This is a genomic window from Pseudomonas sp. AC252, from assembly GCF_979258105.1.
The window spans coordinates 1,931,139-1,945,691 of sequence record NZ_OZ409837.1 but is presented as its reverse complement, the minus strand read 5'-3'; the positions used below and the strand labels follow the sequence as shown (position 1 = coordinate 1,945,691).

Below are 14,553 nucleotides of genomic sequence, written 5' to 3'. Positions count from 1 at the left end.
TCCTTGATCGTTCTATGCTCCGAACCATTCGGAACAAGCTGTGGATAACTCTGTTGGTAACTTGTTAAGCAAGCTTACGGATTTCGCACCTTGTCGAGCACCGCCAGCGAGCGTGAAGCATTGAGGACCAGGCCGTAACTGAGTTTGTCGTAGGTGCGGAACACCATCAGCAGGCCGGCGCGTTCATCGGGGATCTTCAGCGGCTGGCCAGTGATCCGGTCACGCACGGTTTCGCCGGTTTTCATCACCGCCAGGACATTACCTTCGGCCAGACCGTCTCGTTTGCCCTTGTTCAGGGTGACCACGTCCATCACACCGATCTGCGTGACGCCGCGCGGTACATCGATGATCAGCCCGTCGATGGAACGCTTCGGCGCGCTGGGCATGAAAGTCGAATTGATCGAACGTTCTTCACCGCCGAACAAGCGGTCACCGAGTCTCACTTCCTGGGTGGTGCGTTGCAGGGCGAGAGTGGCGACGTCGCCTTCGCTGGCAACAATTTCGCCGCCACCGATATCGTCGGCGTTGATGCCGAGAAACTCCTTGGTTTGCGGGTCGGTGTAGACCTTGCCCTGGCGGAAGATGCCGTACACCGGTTGCTCCGGATCGAAATGGCCGCGGGCGAAGATGCGGTCACCGGTACCACTGAGCACGCGTTCGGCATCGCCGGCGACGATGTAAGGCGCCTTGTCGAAATCTTCGGCCTTGTCGACGATGCGATTGCTCAGCAGAAAGCTGTTGATCGATTTCAGCGGAATGCTCGGAATCGCCTCGGCCACCGGGCTGGTGCGGATTCGTGGCGAAAGTTTGATGGTGCCGCGCGACTCGCCCCGATTGACGGTCAGTTGCGGCTGGCCGTTGACGTAGCTGAGGGTCAGCGTGTCGCCGGGGTAGATCAGGTTGGGGTTTTCGACCTGCGGGTTGGCCCGCCACAGTTGTGGCCATTGCCACGGCTCGCGCAGGTATTTGCCGGAAATGTCCCAGAGGGTATCTCCGGAAACCACCGTGTATTGCTGTGGAAAACCGTCCTTGAGTTGCACTTGCCCTTGTGCGGCGCCGGCCGAAGCCAGGAGCAGCAGGGCGAGTAGTGTTTTCCTCATGCAGTGAATCCCTTTATCATGTGCATTCGCGTGAATCGTCAGAGCCCCCGTGGCTCGCTTCTGTTTTTCAGAAGCTACGCTTCACAACGGTAGCCTGCATCCTCGGACCCGCCAGGCCATCGACCCGACTTTACTCAACGTGTGCAGCAATCGAAGCCTATGGCCATTTTAAACATCCTCGAATTTCCGGACCCGCGTCTGCGCACTATCGCCAAACCAGTGGCTGTAGTGGACGACGAAGTGCGCCAGTTGGTCGACGACATGTTTGAAACAATGTATGAAGCGCCGGGCATCGGCCTCGCCGCGACCCAGGTCAACGTGCACAAACGTATCGTCGTCATGGACCTGTCCGAAGACCGTACCGAGCCACGGGTGTTCATCAACCCCGAGTTCGAACCGCTGACCGACGAGATGGATCAGTATCAGGAAGGCTGCCTCTCGGTACCAGGCTTCTACGAAAACGTCGACCGCCCGCAAAAGGTCAAGATCAAGGCCCTGGACCGCGACGGCAAGCCCTATGAGCTGATCGCCGAAGGCCTGCTCGCGGTGTGCATCCAGCACGAATGCGACCACCTCAACGGCAAATTGTTCGTCGACTACCTGTCCACGCTCAAACGCGACCGGATCAAGAAGAAGCTGGAAAAGCTGCACCGCCAGAACGCTTGATGCCCCTCTTCAAAGGCTTGCTGCGGCAAGCCTTTTTCTTTTATGAGACGCCTTTCATGACTGAGCCACTGCGCATTGTTTTTGCCGGTACCCCGGAATTCGCCGCTGAACACCTCAAGGCCCTGCTGAGCAGCCCGTACGAGATCGTCGCGGTCTACACCCAGCCGGATCGCCCGGCCGGCCGTGGGCAAAAACTGATGCCGAGCCCGGTCAAACAACTCGCCCTGGAAAATAATATCCAGGTGTTGCAGCCACCGACCTTGCGCAATGCCGACGTCCAGGCCGAACTGGCTGCGCTGAAGCCGGATTTGCTGGTAGTGGTCGCCTACGGTTTGATCCTGCCGCAAGCGGTGCTGGATATACCGCGTCTGGGTTGCATCAACAGCCATGCATCGCTGCTGCCGCGCTGGCGGGGTGCGGCGCCGATCCAGCGCGCGGTCGAACACGGCGATGCCGAAAGCGGTGTGACCGTGATGCACATGGAAGCCGGCCTGGATACTGGGCCGATGCTGCTCAAAGTGGTCACCCCGATCACTGCTGAGGACACCGGCGGCACCCTGCATGATCGCCTCGCCGAGATGGGGCCGCCCGCTGTGGTGCAGGCGATTGCCGGTCTCGCTGCCGACACCCTGAAAGGTGAGGTGCAGAACGACGAACTCGCCACCTATGCGCACAAGCTGAACAAAGACGAGGCTCGAATCGACTGGAGCCGTCCGGCGGTGGAGCTGGAACGTCTGGTCCGCGCCTTCAACCCATGGCCCATCACCCACAGCACGCTCAATGGCGAAGCGTTGAAAGTGCTGGCCGCGACCGTGGCCGACGGCAATGGCGCTCCGGGTGAAATCCTCAGCGCCAGCAAGGACGGCCTGATTGTCGCCTGCGGTGCACGAGCGCTGTGCCTGACCCGCCTGCAATTGCCCGGCGGCAAGGCGCTGAACTTCAGCGACCTGTTCAACAGCCGTCGCGAGAAATTCGCCGTCGGCAGCGTGCTCGGCGCAGCGGTGGACGCGCAATGAACCCGCGTCTGGCCGCCGCCAAGGCTCTCGCCGCTGTGCTCAGCGGCAAGGCCTCGCTGAACAGCTCTCTGCCGACGCAACTGGACAAGGTCGAGGACCGAGATCGCGGCTTCACTCAGGATCTGGCCTTCGGCACCGCGCGCTGGCAGCCACGCCTGTCGGCACTGGCGGAAAAATTGCTGCAGAAACCGTTCAAAGCCGCCGACGCTGACGTCGAGGCTTTGCTGCTGGTTGGTCTGTACCAATTGCTCTACACCCGCGTGCCCGCGCATGCCGCCATCGGCGAAACCGTCGGTTGTGCCGACAAGTTGAAAAAGCCTTGGGCCAAAGGTCTGCTCAACGCCGTGCTGCGCAATGCCCAGCGCGAAAGCGAGACGATCTTCGCCGAACTGGAACGCGATCCGGTGGTGCGCACCGCACACCCGCGCTGGCTGCAAAAATCCCTGAAAGCCTTCTGGCCGGAACAATGGGAGGCGATCTGTGCAGCGAACAACGCGCATCCGCCGATGATCCTGCGGGTCAACCGCCGCCATCACAGCCGCGATGCTTATCTGGCGCTGTTGGGCGAAGCCGGGATTGCCGCGACGCCATGCGTTTACAGCCGCGACGGCATCGTCCTCGAAGCCGCTGCCGACGTGCGCAGCCTGCCGGGTTTCGCCGAAGGCTGGATCAGCGTGCAGGATGAAGCTGCGCAACTGGCCGCCGACCTGCTCGATCTGGCGCCGGGGCAACGGGTGCTCGACGCCTGCTGCGCACCCGGCGGCAAGACTTGCCACATCCTCGAAGCCGAGCCAGCGCTGACCGGCGTGGTGGCAGTGGATCTGGAAGCCAAGCGTCTGGTGCGGGTGAAGGAAAACCTTGAGCGCCTCGGCCTCAACGCTGAACTGATCGCCGCCGACGGTCGCGATATCGATAAATGGTGGGACGGCAAACCGTTCCAGCGCATCCTCCTCGATGCACCTTGCTCGGCCACTGGGGTGATCCGCCGCCATCCGGACATCAAGCTGACCCGCCAGCCCGACGACATCGTCGCCCTCGCGCAACTGCAAGGCGAGCTGCTCGATGCCATGTGGAAGACCCTCGAAGTCGGCGGCATCCTGCTCTACGCCACCTGCTCGACGCTGCCGACCGAGAACACCGAAGTCATCGCCGCGTTCCTCGAACGCACACCCGGTGCGCGGGAACTGGATCTGGCCACCGCGGCCGGGATCAAGCAGCCCCACGGTCGCCAATTGCTGGCCCAGCAGGGCGGACATGACGGGTTCTACTACGCCAAGCTGATCAAGATCGCTGCCGCGCGCGGCTAAACGGATTCATGGAGTGACTGGATGAAAATCATCATCCTCGGTGCGGGACAGGTCGGCGGTTCGCTGGCCGAACATCTGGCCAGCGAGGCCAACGACATTACCGTGGTCGACACCGACGGCGAGCGTCTGCGCGACCTCGGCGACCGCCTCGACATCCGCACCGTGCAGGGCCGTGGCTCGCTGCCGTCGGTGCTGCGTCAGGCCGGTGCCGATGACGCCGACATGCTGGTGGCGGTGACCAATAGCGACGAAACCAACATGGTCGCCTGCCAAGTCGCGCACACGCTGTTCCATACCCCGACGAAAATCGCCCGGGTGCGCGAAGCGTCGTACCTCAATCGCGAGGAGCAACTGTTCCAGAACGAGGCGATTCCGGTCGACGTGCTGATCAGTCCCGAGCAAGTGGTGACCAACTACATCAAGCGCCTGATCCAGCATCCCGGCGCCCTGCAGGTGATCGACTTCGCCGAAGGCGCGGCGCAACTGGTGGCGGTGCGCGCCTATTACGGCGGGCCGCTGGTCGGCCAGCAATTGCGCCAGTTGCGTGAGCACATGCCGAATGTCGAAACCCGCGTTGCAGCGATCTTTCGCCGTGACCGACCGATCCTGCCCCAGGGCGACACGGTGATCGAGGCGGATGACGAAGTCTTCTTCATCGCTGCCCGTGAGGATATTCGCGCAGTGATGAGCGAAATGCGCCGCCTCGACGAGACCTACAAACGCATCGTCATCGCCGGTGGCGGGCAGATCGGCGAGCGCCTGGCCGAGGCCATCGAAAGCCGTTACCAGGTGAAGATCATCGAGATGAGCCCGGCGCGTTGCCGTTATCTCTCCGACACGCTCGACAGCACTGTGGTGCTGCAGGGCAGCGCTTCGGACCGAGACCTGCTGCTGGAAGAGAACATCGCCGACGCCGATATCTTCCTCGCCCTGACCAATGATGACGAAGCCAACATCATGTCCTCGCTGCTGGCCAAACGGCTGGGGGCGAAGAAGGTCATGACGATCATCAACAACCCGGCCTACGTCGACCTGATCCAGGGCGGCGACATCGACATCGCCATCAGCCCGCAACTGGCGACCATCGGCACCTTGCTCGCCCACGTGCGCCGAGGCGATATCGTCAGCGTGCACTCACTGCGGCGCGGCGCGGCGGAAGCGATCGAGGCGATTGCCCACGGTGATGCGAAGTCGAGCAAGGTCATTGGTAAACCGATCGAGAAGATCGGTCTGCCGCCGGGTACCACGATCGGCGCGGTGATCCGCAACGAGAAAGTGATCATCGCCCACGACGACACGGTGATCGAAGCGGGCGACCACGTGATTCTGTTCCTTGTGGATAAAAAGCATATTCGCGATGTGGAGAAGCTGTTTCATGTGGGGCTGAGCTTTTTCTGAGGTTGATCGTTCCCACGCGGAGCGTGGGAACGATCACTCAAACGAGGTTGCAAAAAATGCTCGAATCCCTGGAAAAAATGCTCGCCAAGGGTGTGGATAACGCTTTGTTGCGCTTCGGCCTGGGTAAGGGGTATCTGGATCTGGGCGAAAACGCCAAGGCTGCCGAGCATTTTCAGCGTTGTGTCGCGTTCGACCCGAAATACTCGGCGGCGTGGAAGCTGCTGGGCAAGGCGCAGCTGGCGCTAGGCGATCACGCCGCTGCGCGTGAGGCCTGGGAACAGGGCCTGGAAGCCGCCCGCGCCCACGGTGACAAACAGGCCGAGAAGGAGATGACGGTGTTCCTGAAGAAGCTCGAGCGGCAGGCGCTTTGAGCTACAGACGGGCCAAGGCGTCTGCTTTAACCGTCACCCAAGCGAAGTTGCTCAGTACCAGCGCGCCTCACCAGGCGGACGCTTCTTGAAGCGTTTCATGCTCCACATGTACTGGCTCGGATACGCCGCGACGTAACGCTCGACCACTTTGCTCATGGCTGCGCAGGACTCGGCGGTATCGGTGCTGTACATCGCTTCTGGCGCGGCTTCGAGAATGACTTTGTAGCCCGAGCCGTCAGGCAGGCGCAGGGCATGCAGGAACACCCCGACCGCTTTGCCGCCGGCCAACATGTTCGGCACGAATTTGCTGGTCAGCGCCTGAGTGGCGAAGAACGGCACGAAAATCCCGGCGGATTCGGCCGGCTCCGGGTCGGCGGGGATGCCCACGGCACCACCCTTACGCACTTCCTTGATGACGCTGAGAATGCCTTCCTTGGTCGACGCCGCGACCTTGTTGCCCAGCTGCACGCGCTGTTTGCGCAGCAATTCATCCACTGCCTTGAGCTTCGGCGGACGGTAGAAAATGATCGGTTTGCACTGGCTGCAATAGAAGTGGTTGAGCACTTCCCAGTTGCCGAGGTGGCTGGTGATGCCGACCACGCCTTTGCCCGAAGCCAGCGCGTCTTTCAACACATCGAGACCTTCGACCTCACGGACCAGATCGATCGAGCGCTGCGCCGGCCAGATCCACGCGCAGGCGCTTTCGGTCAGCGACTTGCCGATGTCCTTCAGACTCTGCCCGACCAGACGCTCACGTTCGGCCGCATCCATCTGGGGAAAACACTTGGACAGGTTGATCCGCACCACGTCGCGGGAACGGTTGGGGGTTTTCCACATGATCCAGCCGATCGCCGAACCCACGGCCTGCACGGCCCGCCATGGCAACAGGGCAAACAGCCGCAGAGCGCCTACCAGCAAGGCGCCTTTAAACTTTTCCACAGGTCACTCCTGATCTTTGTGCTGTGCGCGAGGCGGGCATTCTAACCGGCGTTGGCAAGCTGCGCGTAGCGGTCGCAATTCTGGGTGTGGTCCATGACCATGCCCGAGGCCTGCATCAGCGCGTAGCAAATGGTCGGACCGACGAAGGTGAAGCCGGCTTTTTTCAGCGCCTTGCTCATCGCCAGCGCTTCCGGGGTGATCGCCGGGACTTCGCTGCGATCCTTGAAATGATTGATGATCGGTTGCTCGCCCACGAACGACCACAGAAATGCCACCGGATCCTCCAGCGCCAGCCACGCCTGGGCGTTGCGCCGGGCGGCGTTGAGTTTCAGGCGATTGCGGATGATGCCCGGATCAAGCATGAGCTCGTCGATCTCGGCGTCGCTCATCTGCGCCACGCGCTGCACGTCGAAGCCGAACAACACCTCGCGATAGCGCTCACGTTTGCGCAACACGGTTATCCACGACAGCCCGGCCTGGAACCCTTCGAGCAAAAGCAACTCGAACAAACCCTGCGCATCGCGTAGCGGCGTGCCCCACTCCTGATCGTGATAAGCCATGTACAGCGGATCTTCGGTACACCAAAAGCAGCGTGGCATAAGGCTCCAGGGGCGTGCGCAGCAACGAATCGGGTATACTCCCGCTCTTTAAATCGCAGCCCAAGAAACAGGTGAATTTCGTGAGCCAGCCTACGCCAGCCGTGCGTACCTTCCAAGACTTGATCCTCGCGCTCCAGCAATACTGGGCCGAGCAAGGTTGTGTGGTACTTCAGCCCTACGATATGGAAGTAGGCGCCGGCACTTTCCACACCGCGACCTTCCTGCGCGCCATCGGCCCGGAAACCTGGAACGCCGCGTACGTGCAGTCAAGCCGCCGTCCGACTGACGGCCGTTACGGCGAAAACCCGAACCGTCTGCAGCACTACTACCAGTTCCAGGTCGTGCTCAAGCCGAACCCGGACAATTTCCAGGAACTGTACCTGGGCTCACTCAAGCATGTCGGCCTCGACCCGCTGGTGCACGACATCCGCTTCGTCGAAGACAACTGGGAATCGCCGACCCTCGGCGCCTGGGGTCTGGGCTGGGAAGTCTGGCTCAACGGCATGGAAGTCACCCAGTTCACCTACTTCCAGCAGGCCGGCGGCATCGAGTGCTACCCGGTAACCGGCGAGATCACCTACGGTCTCGAGCGTCTGGCGATGTACCTGCAAGGCGTCGATTCGGTCTACGACCTGGTCTGGGCTGACGGCCCGTTCGGCAAAGTCACCTACGGCGATGTGTTCCACCAGAACGAAGTGGAGCAGTCCACCTACAACTTCGAACACGCCAACGTCGACAAACTGTTCGAGCTGTTCGACTTCTATGAAAGCGAAGCCAAGCGCCTGATCGAACTCGACCAGCCGCTGCCGTTGCCGAGCTACGAAATGGTCCTGAAGGCGTCGCACACCTTCAACCTGCTGGATGCGCGCCGGGCGATCTCGGTGACTGCGCGTCAGCAATACATTCTGCGCGTACGCACCCTGGCGCGTTCCGTTGCGCAAGCCTACCTGCTGGCACGCGCCAAGCTGGGCTTCCCGATGGCGACCCCGGACCTGCGTGATGAAGTACTGGCCAAGCTGGAGGCTGCACAATGAGTGCGCAAGATTTTCTGGTTGAACTGGGCACCGAAGAACTGCCACCCAAAGCCCTGAACACTTTGGCTGATGCGTTCCTCGCCGGTATCGACAAGGGCCTGCAAGCCGCCGGCCTGAGCTACGAAAGCAAAACCGTCTACGCCGCACCACGGCGTCTGGCTGTGCTGATCACCGCGCTGGCCACTCAGCAGCCGGATCGCAGCATCAACCTCGATGGCCCGCCGCGTCAGGCGGCGTTCGACGCTGACGGCAATCCGACGCAGGCCGCCCTCGGCTTCGCCAAGAAGTGCGGCGTCGAGCTGAGCGAAATCGACCAGAACGGTCCGAAACTGCGCTACAGCCAGAACATCGCCGGCAAGCCGACCGCGAGCCTGCTGCCAACCATCGTCGAAGATTCGCTGAACGACCTGCCGATCCCGAAACGCATGCGTTGGGGTGCGCGCAAGGACGAATTCGTGCGTCCAACCCAGTGGCTGGTGATGCTGCTCGGTGACCAGGTCATCGACTGCACGATCCTTGCGCAGAAGGCTGGCCGTGACTCCCGTGGCCACCGTTTCCATCACCCGCAAAGCGTGCGCATCAGTTCGCCATCGAGCTACCTCGCTGACCTGCGTGCCGCTTACGTATTGGCCGATGCCAACGAGCGTCGCGAGATCATCAGCAAGCGCACCGAAGAGCTGGCTACCCGTCAGGAAGGCACCGCAATCGTGCCGCCGGCGCTGCTCGACGAAGTGACCGCACTGGTCGAATGGCCGGTGCCGCTGGTGTGTTCCTTCGAGGAACGCTTCCTCGACGTGCCGCAGGAAGCGCTGATCACCACCATGCAGGACAACCAGAAGTATTTCTGCCTGCTGGATGCCGACGGCAAATTGCTGCCACGTTTCATTACCGTGGCCAACATCGAAAGCAAAGACCCGCAGCAGATCATCGCCGGTAACGAGAAAGTGGTTCGCCCACGTCTGACCGACGCCGAGTTCTTCTTCAAGCAGGACAAGAAGCAGAAGCTCGAAGACTTCAACCTGCGCCTGCAGAACGTGGTGTTCCAGGAAAAGCTCGGCAGCGTCTACGACAAGGCCGAGCGCGTATCGAAACTGGCGGCGTACATCGCCGCACGCATCGGCGGCAACGCTTCGTGGGCCGCCCGCGCGGGCCTGCTGTCGAAGTGCGACCTGGCCACCGAAATGGTCGGCGAGTTCCCGGAGATGCAAGGCGTCGCCGGTTACTACTACGCCCTCAATGACGGCGAGCCGCAGGACGTCGCGCTGGCCTTGAACGAGCAGTACATGCCACGCGGTGCCGGGGCTGAATTGCCGGCGACCCTGACCGGTGCAGCCGTGGCCATCGCCGACAAGCTCGACACCCTGGTCGGCATCTTCGGTATCGGCATGCTGCCAACCGGCAGCAAAGACCCGTATGCCCTGCGCCGTGCGGCACTGGGCGTGCTGCGTATCCTGATCGAGAAACAACTGGACCTGGACCTGAACGACGCCGTGGCTTTCGCGGTGAATGCATTCGGCGCCAAGGTCAAGGCTGCCGGCCTCAACGAAGCTGTGCTGGAATTCATCTTCGACCGCCTGCGGGCGCGTTATGAAGACGAAGGCGTCGATGTCGCTACTTACCTGTCGGTCCGTGCCCTCAAGCCGGGATCGGCACTGGACTTCGACCAGCGTGTGCAAGCGGTGCAGGCCTTCCGCAAACTGCCGGAAGCGGCAGCGCTGGCAGCGGTGAACAAGCGTGTGTCGAACCTGTTGAGCAAGGTCGAAGGCTCGGTACCGACCGTGGTCGAAGCCAAGTATTTCGACAACGCCAACGAGTTCTCGCTGTATTCGGCAATCCAGCAAGCGGACCAAGCGGTGCAGCCAATGGCCGCGGCGCGTCAGTACAACGAATCGCTGGCACGCCTGGCCGCCCTGCGCGAGCCGGTCGACGCGTTCTTCGACGCGGTGATGGTCAATGCCGACGATGCCAACGTGCGGGCCAACCGTTACGCGCTGCTGGCGCGTCTGCGTGGCTTGTTCCTGGGTGTTGCCGACATTTCGCTGCTGGGTTGAGGGAATGCTGTTGAAACTGCTGATTCTCGATCGTGACGGCGTGATCAATTACGACTCCGATGCCTACATCAAGTCGGTGGAGGAGTGGATTCCGCTGCCCGGCTCGATCGAAGCGATCGCGCAGTTGAGCAAGGCCGGCTGGACGGTGGCGGTGGCCACCAACCAGTCGGGCATTGCTCGCGGCTATTACGACATCGCCACCCTCGAGGCCATGCACGCGCGCCTGCGCGAGCTGGTCGCGGAGCAGGGCGGCGAAGTTGGCTTGATCGTGTATTGCCCGCATGGCCCGGACGAAGGCTGCGATTGCCGTAAACCGAAACCGGGAATGTTGAAAACCATTGCCGAGCATTACACGGTGCCGTTGACCAATGTCTGGTTCGTTGGCGACAGCCTTGGTGACCTGGAGGCCGCCAAAGCCGTCGATTCACAGCCAGTTTTGGTGAAGACCGGGAAAGGCGAAAAGACTCAGGGCAAAACCCTGCCGGTGGGCACTCTGATTTTTGACGATCTGGCGGCGATTGCCGCAGAACTTATCCACAACTAGAGTACTTCTGAATTTCCTGGCCAGGGATTGCTCGGGAGTGCGCTTGAACAGTCGGGCATTGCCCCGTAACGGTAACCGTCGCCATGTCGATACTGCGGGCCTTCAGAATCTTTGTTTTCTATCTGCTGCTGGGTACAACAGCGTTGCTGTGGTGCAGCCTGAGCTTTTTCATCGCGCCGTTTCTGTCATTCAAGGCGCGCTATCGTTTCATCAATGTCTACTGGTGCCGTTGCGCCCTGTGGCTGACCAAGGTGTTCCTTGGCATCCGCTACGAAATCAAAGGCGCGGAAAACGTGCCAGACCGGCCCTGCGTGATTCAGTCGAACCACCAGAGCACTTGGGAGACGTTCTTTCTCTCCGCTTATTTCTCGCCATTGAGCCAGGTGCTCAAGCGCGAATTGCTGTACGTGCCGTTCTTCGGCTGGGCCATGGCCATGCTGCGCCCGATCGCCATCGACCGCGACAACCCGAAAGCCGCGCTCAAACAAGTCGCAGCCAAAGGCGACGAACTGCTCAAGGACAACGTCTGGGTGCTGATCTTTCCTGAAGGCACACGAGTCCCCTACGGCACCGTCGGAAAATTTTCCCGCAGTGGCAGCGCTCTGGCAGTGAATGCGGCGCTTCCGGTGCTGCCGATTGCACACAATGCCGGCAAATTCTGGCCAAAAATCGGCTGGGGCAAACAGTCCGGAGTGATCACCGTGGTCATCGGCGAACCGATGTATGCCGAAGGCAGCGGGCCGCGCGCCATCGCTGATCTGAATGACCGCGTGCAGGCGTGGAACGAGAAAACCCAGCGCGAAATGGGTTCGCTGCCTCAGGCGCCACAAGCACCGGCAGCCAGTGATCAACTGGCTGTCTGAATTTTGTGGATAACCTGTGTACGCTTTCGTTTAAAAAGTCCGCAATCGCTATCTAACTTATTGTTTTTTAACTATATTTCTATATGGACAAATTGAACGAAATCCGTGCATAAGTTTTATTCCGATGTAAAAAAACCGGTCCTTATAGCCGGTTTTTTTGTGCTTGTTCATTCGGCAATCAGCGGCAACTCGATGCGGAATGTGGTTCCCGCATCGACCACGCTGTGACACTCGATCGTACCGCCATGATGATCAATTACAGCTTTGACCATCGACAGACCCAGGCCCACGCCGTCGATGCCTTGGGCTGAGGAGAAACGCCGATACTGGCTGAACAGGTCAGGCAATTCATCAGCAGCAATCCCTTTGCCCTGATCGGTCAATTCGCAGCGCAGCCATGACCCACAACAGCTGACCTTCAGTTGCACGGTGCTGTTTGCCGGACTGTACTTGATGGCGTTTTCCAGGAGATTGAACAGGGCGCGCGTCAGCAATCCCTGATCGGCGAGAATCAGCCGCTCCTGGCATTCCTCATCAACTTCGTTGAGTAGCTCGATGCGTTTCTGCTGTGCGATGGGCAGGGCCTGATCAAGGACGTCCAATACCAGCATCGCGAACAACGTCGGGCGGAACTGGTAGGTCTCGGACTCAGCTCGCGCCAACAAGACGAAACCATCGGTCAGATCCAGCGCGCGGCGCACCTGACGCTCAATCTGCTCGAACAACGGCGCATCAGCGCCCGCTTGATGGCGATGCACATCGAGCAGGGCGAGGATCGCCGAATGCGGCGCGCGCAGGTCGTGGGAAAGAAAGCGCAGGAGGACGCCGCGTTGCTCCTCGGCGGCGCGCTCGGCGCTCAAATCCGTCAGGCTGAGCAGCCAACCGATCGGTGTATCGCCATCGACCGGTAGCAACGCCGCTCTTTCCAGGCGCAGGCTGCGCTCCTTGTGATCGCGAAACTCCAGTAGCGCCAGCGTGGCCAGCGCCGGTCGCGGTGCTGTGGATAAATCCGGATAGCCGAGCCGAGCCAGTTGCTCGAGTACTTCATCGCCTACCAATGGATCTTCGAACAGCTCACGGGCTTTGCGATTGCCCAGCAGAATCTTGCCCTGCGGATCACTGATCAGCGTCGCCACTGGCAGGTATTCCAGGCCATCGGCAATGAAGCGCCGGGTATCGCGGGTGCGGCTCATGGCTTGTTCGAGCGCCATGATCTGGCCTTGCAGTTGATCAGTTCCGGTGAAACGAGTCCGGCGTCGTTCCGGGAAGACTTTCGGTTCACTGTCCAGACGCGCCAGCTCCCAGCCGAAATAGGTCAGCACCACACTCAAGCGCCGCCAGTTCCAGATCAGGTAACCGAACAACATGCCCAGCGCCGCAGATGTCGGCGACCACCAGTAGCGGATCTCGGCAAGCAGGGCACTGCTGATCAGCGCACCGGCCATGCCGATCAAGGTTACCCACAGCGCCCAACGCGGTCGCCACAGCAACAATCCCAGCACACACGCGACCATCGTCACCGACAGCAGCGCGCCAAGCGCCGGCGACGGATTGTGCAGATTGACCTGAGCGCGATAAGACAACAGGCCAGTCAGCGGTAACAGCACTAGACTTATCCACAACCACTCGCGCACCAACCGCCGGAACAGACGCTGGACCTGGCTCGGCTCCCGACTTTCAAATCGGCGTTGAGGTTTATTCATGGCGCAAACGGCAAAGCGATGTGGGATGTGTTCATAGGTCTCAGGTCTGAGGCGTAGACCCGAAGAATCATAGCGGACGTCGACTACCGACGGGCTGCTTCTTTCATCGCGGCCGGGGAGTCGCTATTGTCGACATCCCAGCCCCAGCGACAAGGAACACCGCCGATGCGCGTTGCCATTCTGGACGACGAACCCGCCGAACTGCGCCGGGTCGAGCAAACCCTGGAGCAAATGGCCGAAGTTGGGGAACAGCCGTGGTCACTGCACAGCTTCGAGCGTGGCGAAGACTTGTTGCGCCAGTTACGCCGGGAAACGTTCGACCTGCTGATCCTCGACTGGCAACTTCCCGACCTCACGGGTCTGGCACTGCTGCGCTGGACCCGTGAACACATGGACGCGCCACCGGCCGCGATCATGCTCACCAGTCGCGACGGCGAAAGCGATATCGTTCAAGCCCTGAATGCCGGGGCCGATGATTATGTCAGCAAGCCGTTTCGCCCCAACGAGTTGAAGGCGAGGGTGGCGGCGGTATTGCGCCGGCATAGCCAACCGCGCAGTGCGGCAGGTGAAGTACAAACGTTTCACGACCTGACTTTCGACGACGCCGAATTGACCGTAACCCGCGAAGGCAAACCGATCCTCATGACTGAGCGCGAATACCGACTGGCGCGGTGTCTGTTCAGCAACCTGGGGCGGCCATTGTCGCGGGATTATCTGTACGAGCGCTTCTGGCCGAACGAGGAAACAACTTCCTCGCGGCCGCTGGATACGCATATCTACCGATTGCGCAACAAGCTCGGGCTGACGGCAGATCGGGGTTGGCAGTTACTGACGATCTATGGGTATGGCTATCGTCTCGAAAGTGTCGCAACTGCGGTCGAGTAGCCCATCCCAAGCAAAATGCCCCGACTGGCTTGGAAGGACAGACCCCGAAATAAAAAAGGCCAACGCGATGCGTTGGC

The 14,553-nt window shown here is 60.9% G+C and carries 14 protein-coding genes; 10 read left to right on the top strand and 4 right to left on the bottom strand.

Going from position 1 to position 14,553, the window contains the following annotated elements:
- Positions 1-74 precede the first annotated feature (74 nt).
- Positions 75-1,100, bottom strand: coding sequence for a LysM peptidoglycan-binding domain-containing protein (locus ACZZZ4_RS09085; RefSeq protein ID WP_463547670.1), 1,026 nt, complete (start codon positions 1,098-1,100; stop codon positions 75-77).
- Positions 1,101-1,259: 159 nt separating this feature from the next.
- On the opposite strand from ACZZZ4_RS09085, the gene def reads away from it, so the two are divergent.
- Genes def through ACZZZ4_RS09060 form a run of 5 tightly spaced genes read left to right on the top strand, consistent with a single transcriptional unit; the run spans position 1,260 to position 5,858 of the window.
- Positions 1,260-1,766 (top strand): peptide deformylase, encoded by a 507-nt coding sequence (gene def / locus ACZZZ4_RS09080; RefSeq protein WP_016772378.1) that lies wholly within the window; start codon positions 1,260-1,262, stop codon positions 1,764-1,766.
- A 56-nt stretch (positions 1,767-1,822) separates the two neighbouring features.
- Positions 1,823-2,782 carry a methionyl-tRNA formyltransferase gene (gene fmt, locus ACZZZ4_RS09075; protein WP_463547669.1) on the top strand — a complete coding sequence of 320 codons (960 nt, stop codon included), beginning with the start codon at positions 1,823-1,825 and terminating at the stop codon, positions 2,780-2,782.
- Positions 2,779-4,089 carry a 16S rRNA (cytosine(967)-C(5))-methyltransferase RsmB gene (rsmB, locus tag ACZZZ4_RS09070; RefSeq protein ID WP_463547668.1) on the top strand — a complete coding sequence of 437 codons (1,311 nt, stop codon included), beginning with the start codon at positions 2,779-2,781 and terminating at the stop codon, positions 4,087-4,089. The genes fmt and rsmB overlap by 4 nt, the downstream gene beginning before the upstream one ends.
- A 21-nt stretch (positions 4,090-4,110) precedes the next feature.
- A complete protein-coding gene (gene trkA, locus ACZZZ4_RS09065; RefSeq protein WP_016772381.1) occupies positions 4,111-5,487 on the top strand; it encodes a Trk system potassium transporter TrkA in 1,377 nt (458 codons plus the stop codon).
- Between the two features lie 56 nt (positions 5,488-5,543).
- Complete coding sequence (locus ACZZZ4_RS09060; protein WP_463547667.1) at positions 5,544-5,858, top strand: tetratricopeptide repeat protein; 315 nt, start codon at positions 5,544-5,546, stop codon at positions 5,856-5,858.
- A gap of 51 nt (positions 5,859-5,909) precedes the next feature.
- On the opposite strand, the gene ACZZZ4_RS09055 is transcribed toward ACZZZ4_RS09060, so the two are convergent.
- Positions 5,910-6,797: a lysophospholipid acyltransferase gene (locus tag ACZZZ4_RS09055; protein ID WP_039757181.1), complete on the bottom strand. Its 888-nt coding sequence runs from the start codon at positions 6,795-6,797 to the stop codon at positions 5,910-5,912.
- 41 nt (positions 6,798-6,838) lie between these two features.
- Positions 6,839-7,396, bottom strand: a complete 558-nt coding sequence (locus tag ACZZZ4_RS09050; protein WP_463547666.1) for a DNA-3-methyladenine glycosylase I — start codon at positions 7,394-7,396, stop codon at positions 6,839-6,841.
- Between the two features lie 80 nt (positions 7,397-7,476).
- Between ACZZZ4_RS09050 and glyQ the strand changes: the two genes are divergently transcribed.
- The 4 genes from glyQ (at position 7,477) to ACZZZ4_RS09030 (ending at position 11,888) form a co-directional block, all read left to right on the top strand.
- Positions 7,477-8,430: a glycine--tRNA ligase subunit alpha gene (glyQ, locus tag ACZZZ4_RS09045; protein ID WP_129998029.1), complete on the top strand. Its 954-nt coding sequence runs from the start codon at positions 7,477-7,479 to the stop codon at positions 8,428-8,430.
- Positions 8,427-10,481: a glycine--tRNA ligase subunit beta gene (gene glyS, locus ACZZZ4_RS09040; RefSeq protein ID WP_463547665.1), complete on the top strand. Its 2,055-nt coding sequence runs from the start codon at positions 8,427-8,429 to the stop codon at positions 10,479-10,481. Before glyQ ends, glyS begins: the two co-directional genes overlap by 4 nt.
- A 4-nt stretch (positions 10,482-10,485) precedes the next feature.
- Entirely contained in the window at positions 10,486-11,025 is a 540-nt protein-coding gene (gmhB, locus tag ACZZZ4_RS09035; protein ID WP_463547664.1) for a D-glycero-beta-D-manno-heptose 1,7-bisphosphate 7-phosphatase, read from the top strand.
- A gap of 83 nt (positions 11,026-11,108) precedes the next feature.
- Positions 11,109-11,888, top strand: a complete 780-nt coding sequence (locus ACZZZ4_RS09030) for a lysophospholipid acyltransferase family protein (RefSeq protein WP_415760976.1) — start codon at positions 11,109-11,111, stop codon at positions 11,886-11,888.
- Positions 11,889-12,055: 167 nt separating this feature from the next.
- Here ACZZZ4_RS09030 and ACZZZ4_RS09025 read toward each other — a convergent pair whose 3' ends face one another.
- Positions 12,056-13,591: a sensor histidine kinase gene (locus ACZZZ4_RS09025; protein ID WP_463547663.1), complete on the bottom strand. Its 1,536-nt coding sequence runs from the start codon at positions 13,589-13,591 to the stop codon at positions 12,056-12,058.
- Between the two features lie 165 nt (positions 13,592-13,756).
- Here ACZZZ4_RS09025 and ACZZZ4_RS09020 point away from each other — a divergent pair, with 165 nt between their 5' ends.
- A complete protein-coding gene (locus ACZZZ4_RS09020; protein ID WP_415760978.1) occupies positions 13,757-14,476 on the top strand; it encodes a response regulator transcription factor in 720 nt (239 codons plus the stop codon).
- Positions 14,477-14,553 lie beyond the last annotated feature (77 nt).